This window comes from Streptomyces sp. NPDC006372 (genome assembly GCF_040612515.1).
Classification (GTDB): Bacteria; Actinomycetota; Actinomycetes; order Streptomycetales; family Streptomycetaceae; genus Streptomyces.
The window spans coordinates 1-20,824 of sequence record NZ_JBEXQJ010000054.1 but is presented as its reverse complement, the minus strand read 5'-3'; the positions used below and the strand labels follow the sequence as shown (position 1 = coordinate 20,824).

The following is a 20,824-nucleotide window of genomic DNA, read 5'->3' as shown; positions in this document are numbered from 1 at the left end:
GCGGGGGAGACGGTGCGGAAGCTGGCGTACGGGTCGTGGCCCTCGCCCATCGACGCGGCCCTGGCCGCCGCGCACGACGGGCACCCGGAATGGGTGGGCTGCGTGGGCGACGAGGTGTGGTGGACCGAGCCGCGCCCGGCCGAGGGCGGCCGGCGCACCCTGGTGCGGCGGCACGCCGACGGCACGGAGGAGTCGCCGCTGCCCGCCCCCTGGAACGTGCGCAGCCGGGTCATCGAGTACGGCGGGCATCCCTGGGCCGCCCTCGCGGGCGACGACGGCCCGCTCGTGGTGTTCGTGAACTTCGCCGACCAGCGGCTGTACCGCTGGGAACCCGGCGGGCGGCCGCGGCCCCTCACGCCCGTGTCCCCGGTGGGCGCGGGGCTGCGCTGGGCGGAGCCGCTGGTGCGGCCCGAGCGGGGTGAGGTGTGGTGCGTGCTGGAGGAGTTCACCGGCGAGGGACCCACCGACGTGCGCCGTGTCCTGGCCGCCGTCCCGCTCGACGGCTCCGCCGCCGAGGACCGCGCAGCCGTACGCGAACTCACCGACGACCGGCACCGGTTCGTCACCGGCCCGAAGCTCTCGCCCGACGGGCAGCGCGCCGCGTGGCTCGCCTGGGACCATCCGCGCATGCCCTGGGACGGCACCGAACTGCTCCTCGCCGACGTCGGCCCCGACGGCACCCTGCACGGCGCCCGGACCGTCGCCGGCGGCCCCGGGGAGTCCATCGCCCAGGCGGACTGGACCCACGACGGCCGGCTGCTGCACGCGAGCGACCGCGGCGGCTGGTGGAACCTCTACCTCGACGGGGAGCCGCTGTGCCCCCGCGAGGAGGAGTTCGGCGGGGCCCTGTGGAAGCTGGGCTCCCGATGGTTCACACCGCTCGCGAGCGGAACGGTCGCCGTGGTGCACGGCCGGGGCGCCACCGCCCTCGGGATCCTCGACCCCGAGACCGGTGAGGTCGTCGACGCGGCGGGGCCCTGGACCGAGTTCGCGCCCACCCTCGCCGCCCAGGGTGAGCGGGTCGTCGCCGTGGGAGCCAGCCCGCGCAGCGCCTACGAGGTCGTGGAGCTGGACGCCCGCACCGGCCACGCCCGTGTCATCGGCGCCGAGCACGACGATGCCGTCGACCCCGCCTACTACCCCGAGCCGCAGATCCGCACCTTCACCGGCCCGGACGGGCGCGACATCCACGCGCACATCTACCCGCCCCACCACCCCGGCTTCGTGGCGCCCGGTGACGAGCTGCCGCCGTACGTCGTCTGGGCGCACGGCGGGCCCACCGGCCGGGCGCCGCTGGTGCTCGACCTGGAGATCGCCTACTTCACCTCGCGCGGTATCGGCGTGGCCGAGGTCGACTACGGCGGTTCGACCGGCTACGGCCGCCCGTACCGCGAGCGGCTGCGCGAGCAGTGGGGCGTGGTGGACGTCGAGGACTGTGCCGCCGTCGCCCTGGCCCTGGCCGACGAGGGCACCGCCGACCGCGAGCGGCTCGCCGTCCGGGGCGGCAGTGCCGGCGGCTGGACCGCGGCCGCCTCGCTCACCACGACCGACGTCTACGCCTGCGGCACGATCAAGTACCCCATCCTGGATCTCACCGGCTGGGGCACGGGGGAGACCCACGACTTCGAGTCGCGGTACCTGGAGAGCTTGATCGGGCCGCTCGCCGAGGTGCCGGCGCGGTACGCGGAGCGCTCGCCCGCCACCCACGCCGACCGCCTCGCGGTGCCGTTCCTGCTGCTCCAAGGCCTGGACGACGTGATCTGCCCGCCCGTGCAGTGCGAACGGTTCCTGGCCCGGCTGGGGGACCGGCCGGTGCCGCACGCCTACCTCGCCTTCGCGGGGGAGGGGCACGGGTTCCGGCGGGCGGAGACCATGGTGCGCGCCCTGGAGGCCGAACTCTCCCTCTACGCCCAGGTGTTCCGCCTGAACCCGCCCGGCATCCCGACCCTGGAGCTAGGACCTTCCCGATGGATCTCCACGTGAGACAACTTCTGCGGCCGCCCCGACTCGCCCCCGGCGCCCGAGTGGCCGTCGTCGCGCCCAGCGGACCGGTGCCCGAGGAGCGGCTCCAGGCCGGGCTCGACGTCCTGCGCGGCTGGGACCTCGACCCGATGGTGATGCCCCACGTGCTGGGCCGGCACGACACGTTGGACTACCTGGCCGGCGCGGACGCCCAGCGGGCCGCCGACCTCCAGAACGCCTGGTGCGATCCGGCCGTCGCCGCGGTGCTGTGCGCCCGGGGCGGGTACGGGGCGCAGCGCATGGTCGACCTGCTGGACTGGGACGCGATGCGGGCGGCGGGGCCGAAGGTGTTCGCCGGGTTCAGCGACATCACCGTCCTGCACCAGGCGTTCGCCACCCGCCTGGGACTGGTCACCTTGTACGGCCCGGCGGCGGCCGGTGTCGACTTCCTGAAGAACGCCCGGGCCCAGGAGCATCTGCGGGCCACCCTCTTCGACCCCGAGTCCGCACGGACCCTCACCGCCGTGCCCCCGGGCGGCGCGGTGCTGGTGCCGGGCCGCGCCCGGGGCGTCACGCTGGGCGGCTGCCTGAGCCTGCTCGCGAGTGACCTCGGCACCCCGCACGCGCATGCCGGGGCCGGGGGAGGGCTGCTGCTCATCGAGGACGTGGGCGAGAGCCCGTACCGCCTCGACCGGTACCTGACGCAACTCCTGCGCTCCGGCTGGCTGGACGGGGTCGCCGGGATCGTGCTCGGCTCGTGGGAGTCGTGCGGCCCGTACGAGGAGCTGCGGGCGGTCCTCGCCGACCGGCTCGGCGGTCTCGGGGTCCCGGTCGTGGAGGAGTTCGGGTTCGGCCACTGCGACGGCGCGCTGACCGTTCCGTTCGGCGCTCTGGGCGAACTGGACGCGACGGCAGGCACGTTGACGCTCGACGAACCGGCCCTGAGCTGACGACCCCCTACTGAAATCGTGTCAAGAACCCTCGTTTCGGTGATTGACGCCTCCTGACACGTGTCACACCATGACTACCGGCCAGTACCTACTGGTCGGTATCCAGCTGCCCGGATGTCGTCGTCCCCACCGTGGAGGTCCGAGTGTCCCGACGCGTGCCCAGATCCCGCGCACCCCTTGCTCTCGTGCTGGGCGCCGCCCTGGCCGCCCCCCTCACCCTCACCCCACCGGCGACGGCGGACCCCGCCTACACCGTCACCCCGCTGAAGCTCACGGTCAGCTCCGGCGGCCGTCCCTGCACGGTCGACGCCGACCTGTACCGCCCCGCGGGCGTGGACCGCGCCCACCCGGCGCCCGCCGTGCTCGGCACCAACGGCTTCGGCGGCAGCAAGTCGGACGGCTCGACGGACACCGTCGGCAAGGCCTTCGCCCAGCGCGGCTACGTCTCCCTCGTCTACTCCGGCCTCGGCTTCGGCAGGAGCGGCTGCCTCATCTCCCTCGACGACCCGGACATCGACGGCGCCGCCGCCTCGCAGCTGGTCGACTTCCTGGGCGGCAAGCGCACCGCCGACGACGGGACCACCGTCGACTTCGTCACCCTGGACGCCCCGGGAGACCCGCGCGTCGGCATGATCGGCGGTTCCTACGGCGGCGCCGTCCAGCTGGCGACGGCCGCCGTCGACCACCGCCTCGACGCGCTCGTCCCCATGATCACCTGGAACGACCTGGCGTATGCGCTGGCCCCCAACAACACCGTCGGCGGCAGGGGTGTCCCGGGCGTCTTCAAATGGCAGTGGACCAACGGCTTCTACCTCATCGGCGAGGGCCAGCCGCTGCTCCAGCCCAACGTCGCCCCGTCCCGCGTCAACTCCTTCAAGTGCCTGCACTTCGTCACCAGGGCCTGCCGGACCATCCACACACTCAACTCGGGCAGCTACCCCGCCGACCGGACCGCGGAGCTGCTCGCCTTCGCCCGGAGCGTCTCCCCGGCGTCGTACCTCCACCGCGTCAGGACGCCCACCCTGCTGGTCCAGGGGCAGGCCGACACGCTCTTCAACCTCAACGAGGCGACGGCGACGTACCGCACGCTCTCGGCACAGGGCACGCCCGTGAAGATGATCTGGCAGTCCTGGGGCCACAGCGCCGGGCTCACCGGCTCGGCCGCCGGTGAACTCGACCTGTCGAAGGGCAACCTGGAGACCAGCTACGTCGGCCGGCGCGTCCTCGCCTGGTTCGACCGCCACCTGCGGGGACGGACGGACGTCGACACCGGACCTGCCTTCGCCTACCACCGGGACTGGATCACCGACCCGGACCGCACCTACGCCACCGCCGACCGGCTTCCGGCGCAGGACCGCACCTTCTTCCTCTCCGGCGACGGCAAACTCGTCGACAACCGGAACAAGGTGGCCCGCGGCAGCCGGAGCTACACCAACTGGACCGCCCCCACGAGCCATTCGGAGAGCTCGCTGGCCGGCCCCCTCGGACTGCCCGCCGCCCCGCCGCGCGACACCGAGGGCACCTACCTCGACTGGACCAGCGCTCCTCTGGCACGCCCCCTCGATGTCGTGGGCGCGCCCCGGGCCACGCTCAAGGTGCGCTCCCCGAAGGCCGAGCGCACCCAGAACTCCCACGACGCGGCCGACAGGCTCGTCCTGTTCGCCAAGCTCTACGACGTCGCCCCCGACGGCACCCGCACCCTGGTGCGCCGCCTCGTCGCGCCGGTCCGCGTGCCGGACGTGACCAAGAGCTTCACCGTCACCCTGCCCGGGATCGTGCACCGGTACGCGACGGGGCACCGGCTGCGGTTCGTGATCGCGGCCAGCGACGACGCGTACTTCGGCAACAGGGGCATCAAGCCGGTGACCGTGGTCAGCGGGCCCCGGAACACAGGAGTGCTGCGGCTGCCGGTCGCCGGCTCCTGACGGGAAGACCTCAGGCGGCGAGGTTACTGTGGCGGGGTGCCGCACAACGCATCCCGCTACCTCGCCGAAGGCCCCCGGGTGGGGGTACGCCACTTCACCTACGAGGACGGCGCCGAGTTCACCGCCCGCGCCCGGGAGAGCAGGGACCTGCACCGCCCGTGGCTCTTCCCGCCCGAGGGCGCGTCGGCGTACACCGCGTACGCGGGCCGGCTGATCGAGGACCCGTCCAAGGCCGGCTTCCTCGTCTGCGAGAAGGACGACGGGGCCGTCGCCGGATTCATCAACATCAACAACATCGTCGCGGGCGGCTTCCAGTCCGGGGCGCTGGGCTACGGCGCCTTCGCGCACGCCGCCGGGCGCGGGCTGATGCGCGAAGGACTGGACCTCGTCGTGCGGTACGCGTTCGGCCCGATGCGGCTGCACCGGCTGGAGATCAACGTCCAGCCCGCGAACGCCGCGTCGATCGCCCTGGCCCGCCGCTGCGGGTTCCGCCTGGAGGGCTTCTCGCCGAAGATGCTCTTCGTCGACGGGGCCTGGCGCGACCACCAACGCTGGGCGATCACCGCCGAGATGATCGAGGGGCCGGGGCCGCGCTGAGTCCGGCCCCGCCGGGCATCACGGATTGCGGTCCACGTACTCGTAGATCGACCCGTCCGGATGCAGCGCGATCAGATTACGTCCGGCCGGGGAGGCGATGGGGCCCGCGACGATGTGGGCCCCCAGTTCGGTGAGCACCCGGTGGGTGTCGTCGACGTCCTGCACGGCGATCGTCGCGGCCACCTTGCGCAGCACCTCCAGTTCGGCCGGGGGCCCGCTCATCAGCAGGAAGCAGCCGATCGCCGCCACCTGGACACCGCCCCGCTCGAAGCGCTGGGCTCTGCCGCCCGCCAGCCGCTCGTAGAAGGGGATCGCGGTCTCGAGGTCGTCGACGCAGACGCGCAGCGTGGTACCCAGAATCTCCATGGTGACGAGCCTAGTTACGCGCCAGGGGGCGAGGGTACCCGGTCGGGCATGAAGCCGTTGGATCACCTGGAGCATCTTGACAAGCATCTGGTGGACGAGCTGGCACAGGTGGCGCGCGAGACCGTACGGGACGAACTGCGTGAGCAGACGCGCAAGCAGCGCCGCAAGGCGGCCCTGTACGCCGCGTCCGGTGCCCTCGCCCTGTACGCGGGCGCGGCCCTCGCGCTCGCCGTGGGACTGGCCCTCGCCCTCGGTCTGCCGGACTGGGCCGCCGCGCTGATCACCGCCGTGATCCTGGGCGCCCTCGCGTACGTGCTGCGAGGCGCGGCCCGGCCGTCCGCCTCCCGGCCCGGCTCCGGCGCCGGGCTGCCCGCCGGTGTACCGCCCGTACCGCCGGCCCCGCCCGCCGCCGGGCCGGTCGGCGGAGCCGCCGGCGGGCCCGCCCCGGGCAGCGTGCCCCCGCGGCCCTCGGACGCTCCTGAAGTACCCCACCGAAAGGCCTGATACGAGGTGGGCAAGACGGAAACACGGCACAAGCACAAGCACGGCCGAGTCGTCGTGGTGACCGGAGCCAGCGGCGGAGTGGGACGGGCCACGGCCCGGGCCTTCGCCGCCCGGGGCGACAAGGTCGCTCTGCTGGCCCGGGGGCGTACGGGACTGGAGGCCGCCGCGGACGAGGTACGGCGCGCCGGAGGCGAGGCGCTCGTCATCGGCGTGGACGTCTCCGACGCCACGGCCGTCGACGCGGCGGCCCAGCAGGTCGTCGACACGTTCGGCCACATCGACGTCTGGGTCAACAACGCCTTCACCGGGGTCTTCGCACCGGTCACGGAGGTCGCCCCGGACGAGTTCCGCCGGGTCACGGAGGTGACGTACCTGGGCTTCGTGTTCGGCACCCGGGCCGCCCTGCGCCACATGCTGCCGCGCGACCGGGGCACGATCGTGCAGGTCGGCTCCGCGCTCGCCTACCGGGGCATCCCGTTGCAGTCGGCGTACTGCGGGGCCAAGCACGCGATCCAGGGGTTCAACGAGTCCCTGCGCTGCGAGCTGCTGCACTCGCGCAGCCGGGTGCGGACGACGATGGTGCAGATGCCGGGCCTCAACACCCCGCAGTTCGACTGGGTGCTGAACCGGATGCCGGGGCGGGCCCGGCCCGTCGCGCCCGTGTACCAGCCGGAGGTCGCGGCCCGGGCGATCGTGCACGCGGCGTCGCACGCGCGGCGCCGGGAGTACTGGGTGGGCGGCTCCACGGTCGCCACGCTCGTCGCCAACGCGGTCGTTCCCGGGCTGCTGGACCGCTATCTGGCGCGCACCAACTTCGACGCGCAGCAGGAAGAGGGGGCGCACGAAGGGCCGGCGAACCTGTGGTCGCCCGCGGACGGCCCGCACGGCGACGACTTCGGCGCGCACGGGCGCTTCGACGACGAGGCCCTGGACGACAGCCCGCAGCAGTGGGTGTCGCGCAACCGGGGGTGGATGGGCGCGGCCCTCACCGTGGGCGCCGGGGCCCTGGCGGCACGCAAGGTAGCCGGGCTGGTCCGACGCTAGTCGCGCTGGTCGGCGGTCCCGCTCGGGTTCCGCTCGGCACAGGTGGTTCCGGGTGGCTTCAGGCCACCCGGAACCACTCGCTGGTCAGACGGCCTGCTGGAGCTGCGGCAGCACCTTCGTGCGGTAGAGGTCGAAGAAGCCGCGCAGGTCGGGGCCGATCTGGTTGACGTAGACCCGGTCGAAGCCCGCGTCGGCGAACTGCTTCAGCTCGGCCACGTGCTCGTCCACGTCGTCGCCGCACACCCGGTTCTCGCGCACCATGTCCTCGGTGACCAGCTGCTGCGCCTGCTCGAAGTGCTTCGGTGAGGGCAGCACCTGGCCCAGCTCGCCGGGCAGTTGCTCGTTCGCCCAGAGCCGGTGCACGGTGCGCACGGCCTCGTCCTTGTCGGTGTCGTAGCAGACCTTGGTGCCGCCGCTGACGACCTTTCCACCGCCTCCGCCCTTGCGGTACTGCTCCACCATCGCCTCGTCCGGCATGATCGAGATGTAGCCGTCGCCGACGCGGGACGCCAGCTGGGTCGCCGCCGGGCCGAAGCCGGAGATGTCGATCGGGATCGGCTCGTCCGGGACCGTGTACAGCCGGGCGTTCTCCACCGTGTAGTGCGGACCGTGGTGGTTGACCTCCTCGCCGGTGAAGAGCCGGCGCATCACCTGGATGGCCTCCTCCAGCATGTCCAGCCGGACATGGGCCGGCGGCCAGTGGTCGCCCAGGATGTGCTCGTTGAGCGCCTCGCCGGAGCCGACGCCGAGCCGGAAGCGGTTGTGCGTCATCACCGCGCTGGTCGCCGCGGCCTGCGCCACCACCGCCGGGTGCATGCGCACCGTCGGGCAGGTCACCGCCGTCTCGATCGGCAGGGACACCGCCTCGGACAGCGCGCCGATCACCGACCACACGAACGGGCTCTGGCCCTGCTCGTCGTTCCACGGGTGGTAGTGGTCCGAGATCCACAGCGCCTGGAAGCCGGCCTGCTCGGCCATCCGCGCCTGCTCGATGAGCTCGGCCGGTCCGTACTGCTCGCACGAGAGGAAGTAACCGTACTCGGGCATGGGGAAGTGCCTCCGCGACGTGGGCGGTCCGTATCCCGCACCGGGTACCCGGGCGCCGGGCCGGAAACCGGCCGCGTTCGGGCGAGCGGTGGCCCCGCGGACGTTTGGGTGCCCTGGCCAGGGGGACGCGGAAGGCTCCCCAGGTACGCGACAGCGCCGGAGGCGAGCCAACCGTGAGTCGACCCCGCATCGTGATCGTCGGTGCCGGCTTCGCCGGATACCGCACGGCCCGCACCCTGTCCCGGATCACCCGGGGGCGGGCCCACATCACCCTGCTGAACCCGACCGACTACTTCCTGTATCTGCCCCTCCTGCCCCAGGTCGCCGCCGGTGTCCTGGAGCCGCGCCGGGTCACGGTCTCCCTCTCGGACACGCTGCCGGACGTACGGCTGGTCCTGGGCGAGGCCGACGGCATCGACCTCGACGGGCGCACCCTGCACTACACCGGCCCCGAGGGCGAGGGCGGCACACTCTCCTACGACCGGCTGGTGCTCGCCGCCGGCAGCGTCAACAAGCTGCTTCCCATCCCCGGCGTCGCCGAACACGCGCACGGCTTCCGGGGGCTGCCCGAGGCGCTCTACCTGCGCGACCACGTGACCCGGCAAGTGGAGCTCGCGGCCGCCGCGGACGACCCCAAGACGTGCGCAGCGCGGTGCACCTTCGTCGTGGTCGGTGCCGGATACACCGGGACCGAGGTCGCCGCGCACGGGCAGATGTTCACCGACGCACAGGTCCGCAAGCATCCGCTGCGACAGGGCATGCGGCCGCGCTGGCTGCTGCTGGACGTGGCCCCGCGGGTGCTGCCCGAGATGGACGAGAAGCTGTCCGCCACCGCCGACCGGGTGCTGCGGGAGCGGGGCGTGGACGTGCGGATGGGCACCTCCGTGAAGGAGGCCACGCACGACGGGGTCATGCTGACCGACGGCGAGTTCGTCGACACCCGGACGCTGGTGTGGTGCGTGGGCGTACGGCCCGACCCGCTGGTGGAGTCCCTCGGGCTGCCGCTCGAGAAGGGGCGGCTGCTCGTCGACCCGCACCTGCGGGTGCCGGGCCGGGACGAGCTGTTCGCCTGCGGTGACGTGGCGGCGGTGCCCGACCTCGAGAAGCCGGGCGGCTACACGCCGATGACCGCGCAGCACGCCTGGCGGCAGGGCAAGGTCGCGGCGGAGAACGTCGCCGCCTCGCTGGGGCTCGGCGGCGCGCGCCGGCCCTACCGGCACCGGGACCTCGGTTTCGTCGTCGACCTGGGTGGTGCGAAGGCCGCCGCCAACCCGCTGGGCGTGTCCCTGTCCGGGGTGCCGGCCGGGGCGGTCGCGCGTGGCTACCATCTGGCGGCGATGCCCGGTAACCGTGTCCGGGTCGCGGCCGACTGGCTGCTGGACGCGGTACTGCCGCGGCAGGCCGTGCAGTTGGGGCTCGTCCGGTCCTGGTCCGTGCCGCTGGACACGTCGTCGCCGGAGGTGGCCCGGGTGCCGGGCGGGCCCGGACAGCGCGAGGAGGCCCGGTCCGGGCCGGGAGCGGCGCTCGCGTCCGACACCCATGACGAACCCGAGCGGGGCGGGACCGGGGAAGAGCCCGCGAAGGGGCAGCCCGGATCCGGGTCGACGCAGGTACGACCCGGACCCGGGCCCGCGCAGCCACGCACCGAGGCCGAGACGCCGAAGGGCCGCCCGGGCGGAACGCCGCCCGGCGATGGGCCCGGGGGGCCCGGTCCCCGGTTCGCGGAGCAGCGCTCCGAGGCGGACCTTGCGAAGGGACGCCCGGGGGCTGAGCCGTCCGGGGGCGGGCCCGGATCCCGGTTCGCGGAGCAGCGCTCCGAGGCGGAGTCGGCCAAGGGCCGGCCGGGCGGCGAGCCGGCCAGGAACCAGCCCGGTGGCGAGCCGGCGAAGGGGCAGCCGGGCGGGGAGTCGGCGAAGAACCAGCCCGGTGGTGAGCCCGCGAAGAGCCGGCCCGGTGGGGAGCCCGCCAAGAATCAGCCGGGTGGTGAGCCAGCCAAGGGGACCAGTGGTGAGCCCGCGAAGAACCAGCCCGGCGGGGAGCCCGCCCAGGACCAGCCCGGCCCGAGCACCCTCGAACCTCCGCCCGGCCAGCCGCCCCCGGGCCCCGACACCGCCCCCGGCCCCGTCAAGCGATCCGATGCGCCGGACGATTCCGCGAAAGGAGACTCATGAACACCGGTGAACTCACCGACCTCGGCCAGCAGCTGCGCGTGGACAGTGTCCGCGCTTCCGCCGCCGCGGGCTCCGGGCACCCCACGTCCTCGATGTCCGCGGCGGACCTGATGGGCGTCCTGCTCGCCCACCACTTCCACTACGACTTCGACCGCCCCGCACACCCCGGCAACGACCGCTTCGTCCTCTCCAAGGGGCACGCCTCCCCACTGCTCTACTCCGCGTACAAGGCGGCCGGCGCCATCGACGACGAGGAGCTGCTCACCTTCCGCAAGCTCGGCAGCCGACTCGAAGGGCACCCCACGCCGCAGCGTCTGCCCTGGGTCGAGACGGCCACCGGCTCGCTCGGCCAGGGCCTGCCGGTCGGTGTCGGCATCGCCCTCGCCGGCAAGCGGCTCGACCGCACCGGCTACCGCGTGTGGGTGCTGTGCGGCGACAGCGAGCTGGCCGAGGGCTCCGTGTGGGAGGCCGCCGAGCACGCCGGGTACGAGCACCTGGACAACCTCACCGTGATCGTCGACGTGAACCGGCTCGGCCAGCGCGGCCCGACCCGGCACGGGCACGACCTGGACGCCTACGCCCGCCGCTTCAAGGCCTTCGACTGGCACACCATCGAGGTCGACGGCCACGACGTGGACGCCATCGACCGCGCCTACGGCGAGGCCGCCTCCACCAAGGGCCAGCCCACCGCGATCCTCGCCCGCACCCTCAAGGGCAAGGGCGTGGAGGGCGTTCAGGACCGCGAGGGCCTGCACGGCAAGCCGCTGCCCGAGGCGGACGAGGCGATCGCCGAACTCGGCGGCCCCCGAGACATCCGCGTACGGGTGCAGGAGCCGCCCGCCGCCCGCATGCTGCACTCCGTCCACACCGGGAACTTCGAACTCCCGAAGTGGGACAAGGGTGAGGAGGTCGCCACCCGCAACGCCTTCGGCGAGGCGCTGGCCGCGCTCGGCACCGGCCGCGGCGACATCGTCGCCCTGGACGGCGAGGTCGGCGACTCCACCCGCGCCGAGTTCTTCGCCAAGGAGCACCCCGACCGCTACTTCGAGTGCTACATCGCCGAGCAGCAACTGGTCGCCTCCGCGGTCGGGCTCGCGACCCGCGGCTGGGTGCCGTACGCCGCCACCTTCGCGGCCTTCCTGACCCGGGCCCACGACTTCATCCGGATGGCCTCCGTCAGCGGCGCCGGCATCAACCTCGTCGGCTCGCACGCGGGCGTCGCCATCGGCCAGGACGGGCCCAGCCAGATGGGCCTGGAGGACCTGGCGATGATGCGGGCGGTGCACGGCTCCACCGTGCTGTACCCGTGCGACGCCAACCAGACCGCGAAGCTCGTCGGCGCGATGGCCGGCCTGGAGGGCATCCGCTACCTGCGCACCTCGCGCGGCGAGAGCCCGGTGCTCTACGGCCCGGACGAGGAGTTCCCGGTCGGCGGGAGCAAGGTGCTGCGCTCTTCCGGCCATGACCGGCTGACCCTCGTCGCGGCCGGGGTCACCGTGCACGAGGCCCTGGCCGCCGCCGACGCCCTGGCCGGCGAAGGCATCCAGGCACGCGTGATCGACCTGTACTCCGTCAAGCCCGTCGACCGGGCAACCCTGCGGCGGGCCGCCGAGGAGACCGGCTGCCTGGTGACCGTGGAGGACCACCACCCGGAGGGCGGCATCGGCGACGCGGTCCTCGACGCCTTCACCGACGGGCGCCCCGTACCGCGCCTGGTACGGCTCGGCGTACGGAGCATGCCGGGCTCGGCGTCCCCGGACGAGCAGCTGCACGCCGCGGGCATCGACGCGGAGTCGATCGCGGCGGCCGGGCGGCTGTTGGTGGAGGAGGCGGTCGTGCCGTGAGCGGCGGCGACGGCACGCGCAGGGTGCGGGCCGGCCGCCGCACCGTGGAGGTCCACCGGCCGGACAAGGTGCTCTTTCCCGGCGGCGGGGACGCCAAGGAGTACACCAAGGGCGACCTGGTGGACTACTACCGGGCCGTCGCACCCTTCATGCTGCCGCACCTGCGCGGCCGTCCGCTGATGCTGGAGCGGCATCCGGACGGCCTCGACGGCCCCCGCTTCATGCAGAAGAACACCCCGGACCACTACCCGGAGTGGATCGACCGCGTCGAGCTGTCCAAAGAGGGCGGGACCGTCTGCCACACCGTCTGCGACGACACCGCGACCCTCCTCTACCTGGCCGACCAGGCGAGCATCACCCTGCACCGCTGGCTGTCCCGCGCCGACCGCGCCGACCACCCCGACCGGCTGGTCTTCGACCTCGACCCGGCGGGGGACGACTTCGAGGCCGTCCGGGAGGCCGCCCGGCTGGTGGGGGAGCTGCTGGACGAGCTGGAGCTGCCCTCGGCGCTGATGACCACCGGCTCGCGCGGGCTGCACGTGATCGTGCCGCTGAACGGCCGGCACGACTTCGACGAGGTGCGCGCCTTCGCCCGGGACGTCGCCGACACGCTCGCCGGCGCCCACCCCGACCGGCTCACCACCGCCGCCCGCAAGAAGGACCGGGGTGAGCGGCTCTACCTCGACGTGCAGCGCAACGCCTACGCGCAGACGGCCGTCGCGCCCTTCACCGTCCGGCCCCGGCCGGGCGCGCCCGTGGCGACCCCCGTCAGCTGGGAGCAACTGGACGATCCGGAACTGCACGCCCGCCGCTGGACCATCGCCGACGCGGTCGAGCAGGCCCGCACGAACCCCTGGTCGGGCCTGCTGAACCGCGGCCGGGCGCTGGGCCCGGCCCGGCGGCGGCTGGCAGCCCTGCGCGGCTGAGCCGACACGTGTGAGGGCGGTGGGTGTCAGATGCATGCGCCCGTTGAGGTTTGGCGAACACTCTTGCGGCCACACGGAGGGGGAGGTGGCCATGTCGAACACAAAGAACACGCAAGAGTCACAAGATTCACAAAACGAACAGGACTCACAGAAATCGCGTACATCGACCGATCGTCAGGCGGCCGGCGACCGGCCGGGCCCGATGGAGGTGCTGCGCCAGGCGCGCGGTCAGCTCGCGGAGCTGACCGGCATGGAAGCCGAGTCCGTGTCGGCCTTCGAGCAGACGGAGGCGGGCTGGTCGCTCGAGGTCGAGGTCCTCGAACTCGAACGCGTGCCGGACACGATGAGCCTGATGGCGACCTACCAGGTGGAGCTCGACCCCCAGGGGCAGCTCACCGGCTACCGGCGCGTTGGACGCTACGAACGTGGTCGGTCCGACGCGCGCAGGTCCGGCGGCCGCTAGGCCGCCCGACCGGAACCGCATTCCCAGAGAAGGAGGAGCATCCGGCATGACTGTCGTACCGGCACAGCAGACAGGCGGCGGAGGCGGCAGCAGCGGTCTCTACGACGTACTTGAACTGGTTCTGGACAGGGGGCTCGTGATCGACGCGTTCGTCCGGGTGTCCCTGGTCGGCATCGAGATCCTCAAGATCGACGTACGGGTTGTCGTCGCCAGCGTCGACACCTATCTGCGCTTCGCCGAGGCGTGCAACCGGCTCGACCTGGAGGCCGGGCCCCGGAAGGACCCGGGCCTGCCCGACCTGGTCGGCGAGATGACCGAGTCCGGTGCGCGCGGCAAGTCCAAGGGGGCGCTGTCGGGCGCCGCCGAGACCATCTCCGACGCCTTCAAGGAGGCGCGCGAGGAAGGCTCCGAGCGTCAGGGCGAGTCCCGCCCGCGCGCCCGTAAGAGCACGTCGTCCCGCCGGAAGGAGGAGCAGGAGTGAGCACCTACGTCTACGGCATCGCGGCGAGCACGCATCCGTCCCTCCCCGAGGGCATGGGCGGTGTCGGTGACCCGCCCCGCCCGGTGCGCATCCTGCGCGAGGGCGATCTGGCGGCCGTCGTCAGCGAGGCGCCCGAAGGGCTGCGGCCCAAGCGCAGGGACCTGCTCGCCCACCAGAATGTGCTGAGCGAGGCGGGCGCGGCCGCCTGCGTGCTGCCCATGCGGTTCGGCAGCGTCGCCCCGGACGACAACTCGATCACGGGTGTGCTCGCCGAGCGGGCCGAGCACTACAAGGAGCGCCTGCGCGCCCTGGACGGCCGGGTCGAGTACAACGTGAAGGCCAATCACGTGGAAGAGGCCGTCCTGCACCAGGTGATGGCCGAGAGTCCGGACATCCGCGGTCTCGCGGAAGCCAACCGGCAGTCCGGCGGCGGCAGTTACGACGACAAGATCCGGCTCGGCGAGCTGGTGGCGGCCGCGGTCAAGGCCAAGGAGGCCGACGACGCCGCCGCACTCCAGAGCGTCCTGGAGCCCGCCGCCGAGGACGTGAGCGTGGGCCCCGAGTCCACCGGCTGGCTGGCCAACGTGTCGTTCCTGGTGGACCGGGAGTCGGCCGAGAACTTCCTGGCCGCGGTGGAGCAGGCCCGCAAGGACATGCCGCACCTGGAGGTGCGGATCAACGGCCCGCTGCCGCCGTACAGCTTCGTCGAGTCCGGCCCGGCCGAGCCGGCGGGCACCGCGGCGAGCGGCACGGACACCGGAGCGGGGTGACGACATGGGCCTGATCTCCGAGGTGCTGCTGCTGCCGCTCGCACCGGCGCGCGGCAGCGCCTGGGCCATCAAGCAGGTGCTCCAGGAGGCCGAGCGGATCTACTACGACCCCGCCACGGTCCGGGCGGAGCTGTCCCGTCTGGAGGAGCAGTTGGAGGCCGGGGAGATCACGGAGGAGGAGTTCGACCGCCTCGAGGACGAACTCCTCGACCGGTTGGAGACCGCTACGCGCGGGAGCGCGGGAACAGGCCAACAAGGGAACACACAATGAACCGAACGGGACTGGGCCTCGCGGTGGGGGCCGGATATCTCCTTGGGCGTACCAAAAAGCTGAAGATGGCGGTCGCCGTCGGCGGACTGGTGGCCGGGAAGAAGCTGAACCTGAGCCCGCGCATGGTCGCGGAGCTGGTCCAGCAGCAGCTGAAGAACAACCCGCAGTTCAAGGAGATAGGCGACCAACTGCGCGGGGACCTGCGCGGGGTGGGCAAGGCCGCCTCCGGCGCCATGGTCGAGCGGCAGCTCGGCTCCCTCGCCGACCGGCTGCACGGCCGTACGGCACAGATGCGCGACGAGCTGTCGGGCGCGGCGTCCGGCGGACGCGAGGACGACGCCGAGGAGACCGGGTACGACGAGGACGAGGAGCCCGAGGAGCCAGAGGACTCCGCTCCCGAGGAGGACGAGGAGCCGGAGCCGGCGGCGAAGAAGGCACCCGCCAAGAAGGCGCCTGCGAAGAAGGCCGCGAAGAAGGCACCCGCGAAGAAGGCCCCTGCCAAGAAGGCCCCCGCCAAGAAGACGGCGGGCCGGAAGGCGGCGGCGAAGAAGACCACGGCCGCGAAGAAGGCGACCGCCGGCGGCCGGGGCGGCAGCGCCCGGTCCCGACTGCCGAAGGGAGGCGGTGAGGGATGAGCGACACTCTCGGCTCGGCGAAGTCCACCGCCGACGGAGCGACGAAGAACCCGCTGACGGACCTGGCCCACAGCGAGGCCGCCGACCGGCTCAAGGCCGAGTTGCAGGAGTACCTCGCCGCCCAGGCCACCCGCATGCTGACCGGAGTCGGCCGCAAGCTCGGCGAGACCACCGGCAAGCTGAACGACATCGCCGAGGGCAACAGCCCCGGCTTCGCCAAACTCGCCCTCGACGGGGGCCGCAAGATCGCCGAGGGCAAGGGACCGTTGCGCGCGGCGATGGAGACCGGCGGCTCGCACCTCAAGGACAAGGTCACCGGGGCGGTCAAGAACCTGGGCGGCGGGGGCAAGAAGGGCAAGGGCCGTTCCGGCAACAAGCCCACCGTCATCATCGAGCACATCGACGTCGGTGTGCCGCTGCGCACCGCGTACGACCAGTGGACGCAGTACCAGGACTTCAGCACCTTCGCGAAGGGCGTCAAGAGCGCGAGCCGCGACGACGACACCCACTCCGACTGGCAGGCGAAGATCTGGTGGTCCAGCCGCAGCTGGAAGGCGACCACGACCGAACAGGTTCCCGACGACCGCATCGCCTGGACCTCCGAGGGGGCCAAGGGCACCATGAAGGGCGTCGTCTCCTTCCACCGGATCACCGAGAACCTGACCCGGGTCCTGCTGCTCATCGAGTACTACCCCTCCGGCTTCTTCGAGAAGACCGGCAACATCTGGCGCGCCCAGGGCCGCCGCGCCCGGCTCGACCTGAAGAACTTCGTGCGCTTCATCACGATCAAGGGCGAGGCGGAGGACAGCTGGCGCGGTGAGATCCGCGACGGCGAGGTCGTCCGCAGCCACGAGGACGCGCTCGCCGAGGAGGAGTCCGAGGAGTCCTCCGAGGACGAGGGCACCGAGGAGGAGCCCGAGGGCGAGTACGAGGAGGACGAGGACGAAGAGGAGGGCGAGGAGGAGCCCGAGGGCGAGTACGAGGACGAAGCCGAGGGCGAGTACGACGAGGAGGCCGAAGGCGAGGAGGAGCCGGAGGACGAGCCGGAGGCGGAGTACGAGGACGACGAGTACGAAGACGAGGAAGCTGAGGCAGGGACCCGGCGATGACGACGCCCAGCAGGATGCCCGAGCCCTACGGCCAGGGGGGCGGCGCCAACCTGGCCGACATCCTGGAACGGGTGCTGGACAAGGGCATCGTCATCGCGGGCGACATCAAGATCAACCTGCTCGACATCGAACTCCTCACCATCAAGCTGCGTTTGATCGTCGCCTCCGTGGACAAGGCGAAGGAGATGGGAATCGACTGGTGGGAAAGCGACCCGGCGCTGTCCACGCGAGCCCGCCGTGATGAACTGACCCGTGAGAACGCCGAGTTGCGCGAGAGGCTGGCCCGGCTGGAGGAACTGGAGACCGGCCGCGCGGAGGAGAAGGAGGCACCGTGACCGGTCTGCGGTACGTCTACGCCGTCTGCCGCCCCTTCGGCACACCGCTGCAGTCCCAGCTGAAGGGGGTGGCGGGTGATCCGCCCAGAGGGCTGACCCATCACGGCCTCGTCGCCGTGGTCAGCCATGTGCCGGAGCGGGACTTCGCGGAGGAACCGCTCCACAGCCATCTGGAAGATCTGGACTGGCTCACCGAGACCGCCCGGGCCCACCAGGGTGTGATCGACGCGCTGACGACCGTCACGACGCCGCTGCCGCTCCGGCTGGGCACCGTCTTCCGGGACGACAGCGGCGTACGGACGATGCTGGAAGCCCGCGAAGAGGACTTCCAGCGCACCCTCGACCGGCTGGAGGGCCGGGTCGAGTGGGGCGTCAAGGTGTACGCCGAGTCCGAGCCGAAGGAGACCGCCGAGCCGGCGCGGAAAGCGGCGTCGGGCCGGGACTATCTGCGCCAGCGGCGTGCTCAGACCCGGTCGCACGAGGAAATGTGGCAAAAAGCCGAGAGTTTCTCGACCCAGCTGCACGAACAGCTTTCCGCGTTTGCGGAGGATTCCCGGCTGCATCCGCCGCAGAATCCCGCCCTTTCCAAGGCGACCGGGCGCAACGTATTGAACGCGGCATATCTCGTGCCACGTGCGCATTCCGAGGAATTCGTGGAACTGGTGGACCGCACCAAGGGTGAGCTTCCCGGAATGCGCATCGAACTCACCGGTCCCTGGGCGGCCTATTCGTTCGCCGGGGAGGCCGTGACCGGTGGGGAGAAGCCGTGACCGTAGTGGAACGCCGTGAGGTCGCCCTCGTGGACCTGCTCGACCGGCTGCTCGCCGGCGGCGTCGTGATCACGGGGGACATCACCCTGCGCATCGCCGACGTGGATCTCGTCCGTATCGACCTCAACGCGCTCATCAGCTCGGTGAACGCGCAGGTGCCCTCCCCGTTCGAGGAGCTGCTGTGACGCCGTCCGACGACCCCGGCCAGCGCGATGGGGCGCAGCGCAACAGGCTGAACCTGGAGCCCGACACGGTCGAGCGTGACCTGCTCAAACTCGTGCTGACGGTGGTGGAGCTGCTGCGCCAGCTCATGGAGCGCCAGGCGCTGCGCCGGTTCGACGTGGGGGACCTGAGCGAGGACCAGGAGGAGCGGATCGGGCTCACGCTGATGCTGCTCGAAGAGCGGATGACGGAACTGCGCGAGCGCTACGACCTGCGGCCCGAGGACCTCAATCTGGACCTCGGGCCGCTCGGACCGCTGCTCCCCAGGGACGGGGGCTGACCCCCCGTCCCCCGGGGCTCACTCACCACCTGTACCAGCGGCCCCTGCCTCCGGACGCGGACGTGCCGCGGACGACGAATCCCAGCAGCCACAGCACGATAACCGCCAACGCGATCCACCAGAGCACCTTTACTGCAAATCCGGCGCCGAAAAGGATCAAAGCCAGAAGCAGCACCAGCAGAATGGGAACCATAATTCGAACCTCCTGTTCTAGCGGTTGCCCGGGGAACAGGGATTCAGGCTCCCTTTCTGCAGAGAATTTCTCCGTGCAGCACGCTGAACCAGCCGTCCTCCCGCCGCCCCCATTCCCGCCAGGCGTCGGCCACGGCCCGGAGTTCCTGCTCACTCGCGTGCCCGCCCAGCCGGGCCCGCTCCGCGTACGCCGACGCCGTCGTCCGGTCGGCCCAGAGCCCGCTCCACCAGGCCCGCTCGTCCGGCGTGGCGAAGGTCCACGTCGCGGAGCTCGCCGTGACGTCCGTGAGTCCCGCCCGCAGCGCCCACGCCTTCAGCCGCCGCCCGGCGTCCGGCTCACCGCCGTTGGCACGGGCGACCCGGCGGTAGAGGTCCAGCCAGTCGTCCAGCCCCTCGGACGCCGGGAACCAGGTCATGGCCGCGTAGTCGGCGTCCCGCACGGCGACGAGACCCCCCGGTCTGACGACCCGCTTCATCTCGCGCAGCGCCCGTACGGGGTCGCCCACGTGCTGGAGCACCTGATGGGCGTGCACGACACAGAACGTGTCGTCCGGGTAGTCCAGGGCATGCACGTCGGCGACCGCGAAGTCGACGTTGCCCAGCCCTCGGCCGGCCGCCGTGGCACGCGCCTGCGCCAGGATCTCCGGCGCCCGGTCGACGCCGGTGACGTGCCCGTCGGGCACGAGCCGGGCCAGGTCGGCGGTGATGGTGCCCGGCCCGCAGCCGACGTCCAGGATCCTCATGTGCGGTTCGAGTGAGGGCAGCAGGTACGCGGCCGAGTTGGCCGCGGTCCGCCAGGTGTGCGAGCGCAGCACCGACTCGTGGTGCCCGTGCGTGTAGACCGCGGTCTCCCGTGGTTCCGGCATGGCGGATCCCACCCCTTCCGTTCGGGTCGGCAGGGGATCACGGTACGCCAGGCCCGCCGAATAATGAGACCCGCTTCCCGGTATATGGACTGACAGTACGTCAGTCAGCGTCGCGGCGTCGGCCGGTAGACGGTCAGCGCCTCCGGCAGCTTCTCCAGCGTCACGCGGCCCGCCACCTCGGTGACCTCACCGTCGTAGGCGAGGAGCGTGCCGGGCGCCACATGGTCCAGGTGCAGACGTCCCACCTGCACGGCCGCATGGGCGGGGGAGCGGGTCAGGGGCCCGGCGAGGGCGGCGGCGAGGAGCCGGGCGGCGGGCCGGCGCCCGCCGTGCGCGACCCGCACGTCGAGGTGCCCGTCCGCCAGGTCCGTCCGGCGGCCGGGTGCCAGCCCCATGCGGTGGTAGGTGCCGTTCCCGGCGAACAGCAGCCACAGAGGACGGGTGCGCCCCTGGAAGTCGGCCTCCAGCGGGTGCCGGTCGGCCCGCAGCACGCGCACGGCGGCGAGCAGCCCGGCCGACCAGCCGCCGATCCGGGGCGACCAGCGCTCCCGTTCCCGCACCAGCTCCGGATAGACGCCGACGCTGCACGTGTTGAGGAAGACGCCGTCTTCGTCGCCGCACACGTAACGCCCCACGTCCACGCGCACGGCGTCGCCCGCCCGCAGTGCGCGGGCCAGGTCACGCGCGTCCTCCACCCCGAGGTCGTGGGCGAAGTGGTTGAGGGTGCCGCCGGGCAGGACGGCGAGGGGGAGCCCGGAGCGCAGGGCGATCCGGGCGGCGCTGTTCACCGTGCCGTCCCCGCCGCACACACCGAGGACCCGGGCGCGGGCGGCGGCCTTCTCCAACTCCGCGCGCACGTCCTGCGGCGCGCACTCGACGACCTCGGCGAGCGGGAGGGCGTCCCGCAGGGCACGCGCACGCTCGGCGGTTCCCGCGCCGGCGTTCGCGACGAGGACGAGCCCCTCACCGTCCGGCAGCGCCGGGACCTCGGCGCGGGGGCGGGAGCGGGTGCGGGAGCTGACGGAGGCGGTGCGGGCGACGCGGCGGACGGTGGTGGCCGTGTCGAACGAGCGGGCGGCCAGCACCGGGTGGTC

Annotated in this window: 24 protein-coding genes; 19 read left to right on the top strand and 5 right to left on the bottom strand. The window is 72.5% G+C overall.

The window, feature by feature from the left end; all coding sequences use genetic code 11:
- The first annotated feature begins 12 nt into the window (after window positions 1-12).
- The 4 genes from ABZ016_RS40430 to ABZ016_RS40415 all read left to right on the top strand — a co-directional run bounded on the left by ABZ016_RS40430 (window position 13) and on the right by ABZ016_RS40415 (window position 5,434).
- Complete coding sequence (locus ABZ016_RS40430; protein WP_356921767.1) at window positions 13-1,983, top strand: prolyl oligopeptidase family serine peptidase; 1,971 nt, start codon at window positions 13-15, stop codon at window positions 1,981-1,983.
- Entirely contained in the window at window positions 1,980-2,912 is a 933-nt protein-coding gene (locus ABZ016_RS40425; RefSeq protein ID WP_356921766.1) for an LD-carboxypeptidase, read from the top strand. Before ABZ016_RS40430 ends, ABZ016_RS40425 begins: the two co-directional genes overlap by 4 nt.
- Before the next feature lie 131 nt (window positions 2,913-3,043).
- Window positions 3,044-4,837 (top strand): CocE/NonD family hydrolase, encoded by a 1,794-nt coding sequence (locus ABZ016_RS40420; protein ID WP_356921765.1) that lies wholly within the window; start codon window positions 3,044-3,046, stop codon window positions 4,835-4,837.
- A 36-nt stretch (window positions 4,838-4,873) separates the two neighbouring features.
- Complete coding sequence (locus ABZ016_RS40415; protein ID WP_356921764.1) at window positions 4,874-5,434, top strand: GNAT family protein; 561 nt, start codon at window positions 4,874-4,876, stop codon at window positions 5,432-5,434.
- 18 nt (window positions 5,435-5,452) lie between these two features.
- Here the strand turns inward: ABZ016_RS40415 and ABZ016_RS40410 are convergent, their stop codons facing one another.
- The gene (locus ABZ016_RS40410) at window positions 5,453-5,800 is read right to left on the bottom strand and encodes a VOC family protein (RefSeq protein ID WP_356921763.1); all 348 of its coding nucleotides are present in this window, start codon (window positions 5,798-5,800) and stop codon (window positions 5,453-5,455) included.
- A 48-nt stretch (window positions 5,801-5,848) separates the two neighbouring features.
- Here ABZ016_RS40410 and ABZ016_RS40405 point away from each other — a divergent pair, with 48 nt between their 5' ends.
- Window positions 5,849-6,304, top strand: a complete 456-nt coding sequence (locus ABZ016_RS40405) for a phage holin family protein (protein ID WP_356921762.1) — start codon at window positions 5,849-5,851, stop codon at window positions 6,302-6,304.
- Between the two features lie 6 nt (window positions 6,305-6,310).
- Window positions 6,311-7,348: an SDR family oxidoreductase gene (locus tag ABZ016_RS40400; protein ID WP_356921761.1), complete on the top strand. Its 1,038-nt coding sequence runs from the start codon at window positions 6,311-6,313 to the stop codon at window positions 7,346-7,348.
- 84 nt (window positions 7,349-7,432) lie between these two features.
- Here the strand turns inward: ABZ016_RS40400 and ABZ016_RS40395 are convergent, their stop codons facing one another.
- A complete protein-coding gene (locus ABZ016_RS40395; RefSeq protein WP_356921760.1) occupies window positions 7,433-8,395 on the bottom strand; it encodes an LLM class F420-dependent oxidoreductase in 963 nt (320 codons plus the stop codon).
- 173 nt (window positions 8,396-8,568) lie between these two features.
- Here ABZ016_RS40395 and ABZ016_RS40390 point away from each other — a divergent pair, with 173 nt between their 5' ends.
- The 13 genes from ABZ016_RS40390 to ABZ016_RS40330 all read left to right on the top strand — a co-directional run bounded on the left by ABZ016_RS40390 (window position 8,569) and on the right by ABZ016_RS40330 (window position 18,672).
- Window positions 8,569-10,566: an FAD-dependent oxidoreductase gene (locus ABZ016_RS40390; protein ID WP_356921759.1), complete on the top strand. Its 1,998-nt coding sequence runs from the start codon at window positions 8,569-8,571 to the stop codon at window positions 10,564-10,566.
- Window positions 10,563-12,410 carry a transketolase gene (locus ABZ016_RS40385; protein WP_356921758.1) on the top strand — a complete coding sequence of 616 codons (1,848 nt, stop codon included), beginning with the start codon at window positions 10,563-10,565 and terminating at the stop codon, window positions 12,408-12,410. The genes ABZ016_RS40390 and ABZ016_RS40385 overlap by 4 nt, the downstream gene beginning before the upstream one ends.
- Window positions 12,407-13,336 carry a non-homologous end-joining DNA ligase gene (gene ligD / locus ABZ016_RS40380; protein ID WP_356921757.1) on the top strand — a complete coding sequence of 310 codons (930 nt, stop codon included), beginning with the start codon at window positions 12,407-12,409 and terminating at the stop codon, window positions 13,334-13,336. Before ABZ016_RS40385 ends, ligD begins: the two co-directional genes overlap by 4 nt.
- 91 nt (window positions 13,337-13,427) lie before the next feature.
- Window positions 13,428-13,799, top strand: a complete 372-nt coding sequence (locus tag ABZ016_RS40375) for a gas vesicle protein (RefSeq protein WP_356921781.1) — start codon at window positions 13,428-13,430, stop codon at window positions 13,797-13,799.
- A gap of 46 nt (window positions 13,800-13,845) precedes the next feature.
- Window positions 13,846-14,280: a gas vesicle structural protein GvpA gene (locus ABZ016_RS40370; RefSeq protein WP_356921756.1), complete on the top strand. Its 435-nt coding sequence runs from the start codon at window positions 13,846-13,848 to the stop codon at window positions 14,278-14,280.
- The gene (locus ABZ016_RS40365; RefSeq protein ID WP_356921755.1) at window positions 14,277-15,050 is read left to right on the top strand and encodes a GvpL/GvpF family gas vesicle protein; all 774 of its coding nucleotides are present in this window, start codon (window positions 14,277-14,279) and stop codon (window positions 15,048-15,050) included. Before ABZ016_RS40370 ends, ABZ016_RS40365 begins: the two co-directional genes overlap by 4 nt.
- Before the next feature lie 4 nt (window positions 15,051-15,054).
- Window positions 15,055-15,321 carry a gas vesicle protein GvpG gene (locus ABZ016_RS40360; RefSeq protein WP_356921754.1) on the top strand — a complete coding sequence of 89 codons (267 nt, stop codon included), beginning with the start codon at window positions 15,055-15,057 and terminating at the stop codon, window positions 15,319-15,321.
- Window positions 15,318-15,956, top strand: coding sequence for a DNA primase (locus ABZ016_RS40355; protein WP_356921753.1), 639 nt, complete (start codon window positions 15,318-15,320; stop codon window positions 15,954-15,956). Before ABZ016_RS40360 ends, ABZ016_RS40355 begins: the two co-directional genes overlap by 4 nt.
- Window positions 15,953-17,065: an SRPBCC family protein gene (locus ABZ016_RS40350; RefSeq protein WP_356921752.1), complete on the top strand. Its 1,113-nt coding sequence runs from the start codon at window positions 15,953-15,955 to the stop codon at window positions 17,063-17,065. The genes ABZ016_RS40355 and ABZ016_RS40350 overlap by 4 nt, the downstream gene beginning before the upstream one ends.
- A complete protein-coding gene (locus ABZ016_RS40345; protein ID WP_356921751.1) occupies window positions 17,062-17,400 on the top strand; it encodes a gas vesicle protein in 339 nt (112 codons plus the stop codon). Before ABZ016_RS40350 ends, ABZ016_RS40345 begins: the two co-directional genes overlap by 4 nt.
- Entirely contained in the window at window positions 17,397-18,170 is a 774-nt protein-coding gene (locus ABZ016_RS40340; RefSeq protein WP_356921750.1) for a GvpL/GvpF family gas vesicle protein, read from the top strand. Before ABZ016_RS40345 ends, ABZ016_RS40340 begins: the two co-directional genes overlap by 4 nt.
- Entirely contained in the window at window positions 18,167-18,355 is a 189-nt protein-coding gene (locus ABZ016_RS40335; protein ID WP_003994122.1) for a gas vesicle protein, read from the top strand. The genes ABZ016_RS40340 and ABZ016_RS40335 overlap by 4 nt, the downstream gene beginning before the upstream one ends.
- Entirely contained in the window at window positions 18,352-18,672 is a 321-nt protein-coding gene (locus ABZ016_RS40330; RefSeq protein WP_356921749.1) for a gas vesicle protein K, read from the top strand. Before ABZ016_RS40335 ends, ABZ016_RS40330 begins: the two co-directional genes overlap by 4 nt.
- Window positions 18,673-18,694: 22 nt before the next feature.
- Here the strand turns inward: ABZ016_RS40330 and ABZ016_RS40325 are convergent, their stop codons facing one another.
- The 3 genes from ABZ016_RS40325 to ABZ016_RS40315 all read right to left on the bottom strand — a co-directional run.
- A complete protein-coding gene (locus ABZ016_RS40325; RefSeq protein WP_039934097.1) occupies window positions 18,695-18,865 on the bottom strand; it encodes a hypothetical protein in 171 nt (56 codons plus the stop codon).
- Window positions 18,866-18,908: 43 nt separating this feature from the next.
- Complete coding sequence (locus ABZ016_RS40320) at window positions 18,909-19,730, bottom strand: methyltransferase domain-containing protein (protein ID WP_356921748.1); 822 nt, start codon at window positions 19,728-19,730, stop codon at window positions 18,909-18,911.
- A gap of 104 nt (window positions 19,731-19,834) precedes the next feature.
- Window positions 19,835-20,824 (bottom strand): diacylglycerol kinase family protein (locus tag ABZ016_RS40315; RefSeq protein ID WP_356921747.1); only part of this gene is annotated, 990 nt, incomplete at its 5' end.

Coding starts and splice junctions, on each gene's coding strand:
- ABZ016_RS40355 (WP_356921753.1), top strand. CDS start 15,318: ATGAACCGAACGGGACTGGGCCTCGCGGTGGGGGCCGGATATCTCCTT.
- ABZ016_RS40345 (WP_356921751.1), top strand. CDS start 17,062: ATGACGACGCCCAGCAGGATGCCCGAGCCCTACGGCCAGGGGGGCGGC.
- ABZ016_RS40320 (WP_356921748.1), bottom strand. CDS start 19,730: ATGCCGGAACCACGGGAGACCGCGGTCTACACGCACGGGCACCACGAG.
- ABZ016_RS40405 (WP_356921762.1), top strand. CDS start 5,849: ATGAAGCCGTTGGATCACCTGGAGCATCTTGACAAGCATCTGGTGGAC.
- ABZ016_RS40325 (WP_039934097.1), bottom strand. CDS start 18,865: ATGGTTCCCATTCTGCTGGTGCTGCTTCTGGCTTTGATCCTTTTCGGC.
- ABZ016_RS40375 (WP_356921781.1), top strand. CDS start 13,428: ATGTCGAACACAAAGAACACGCAAGAGTCACAAGATTCACAAAACGAA.
- ABZ016_RS40395 (WP_356921760.1), bottom strand. CDS start 8,395: ATGCCCGAGTACGGTTACTTCCTCTCGTGCGAGCAGTACGGACCGGCC.
- ABZ016_RS40350 (WP_356921752.1), top strand. CDS start 15,953: ATGAGCGACACTCTCGGCTCGGCGAAGTCCACCGCCGACGGAGCGACG.
- ABZ016_RS40360 (WP_356921754.1), top strand. CDS start 15,055: ATGGGCCTGATCTCCGAGGTGCTGCTGCTGCCGCTCGCACCGGCGCGC.
- ABZ016_RS40385 (WP_356921758.1), top strand. CDS start 10,563: ATGAACACCGGTGAACTCACCGACCTCGGCCAGCAGCTGCGCGTGGAC.
- ABZ016_RS40370 (WP_356921756.1), top strand. CDS start 13,846: ATGACTGTCGTACCGGCACAGCAGACAGGCGGCGGAGGCGGCAGCAGC.
- ABZ016_RS40410 (WP_356921763.1), bottom strand. CDS start 5,800: ATGGAGATTCTGGGTACCACGCTGCGCGTCTGCGTCGACGACCTCGAG.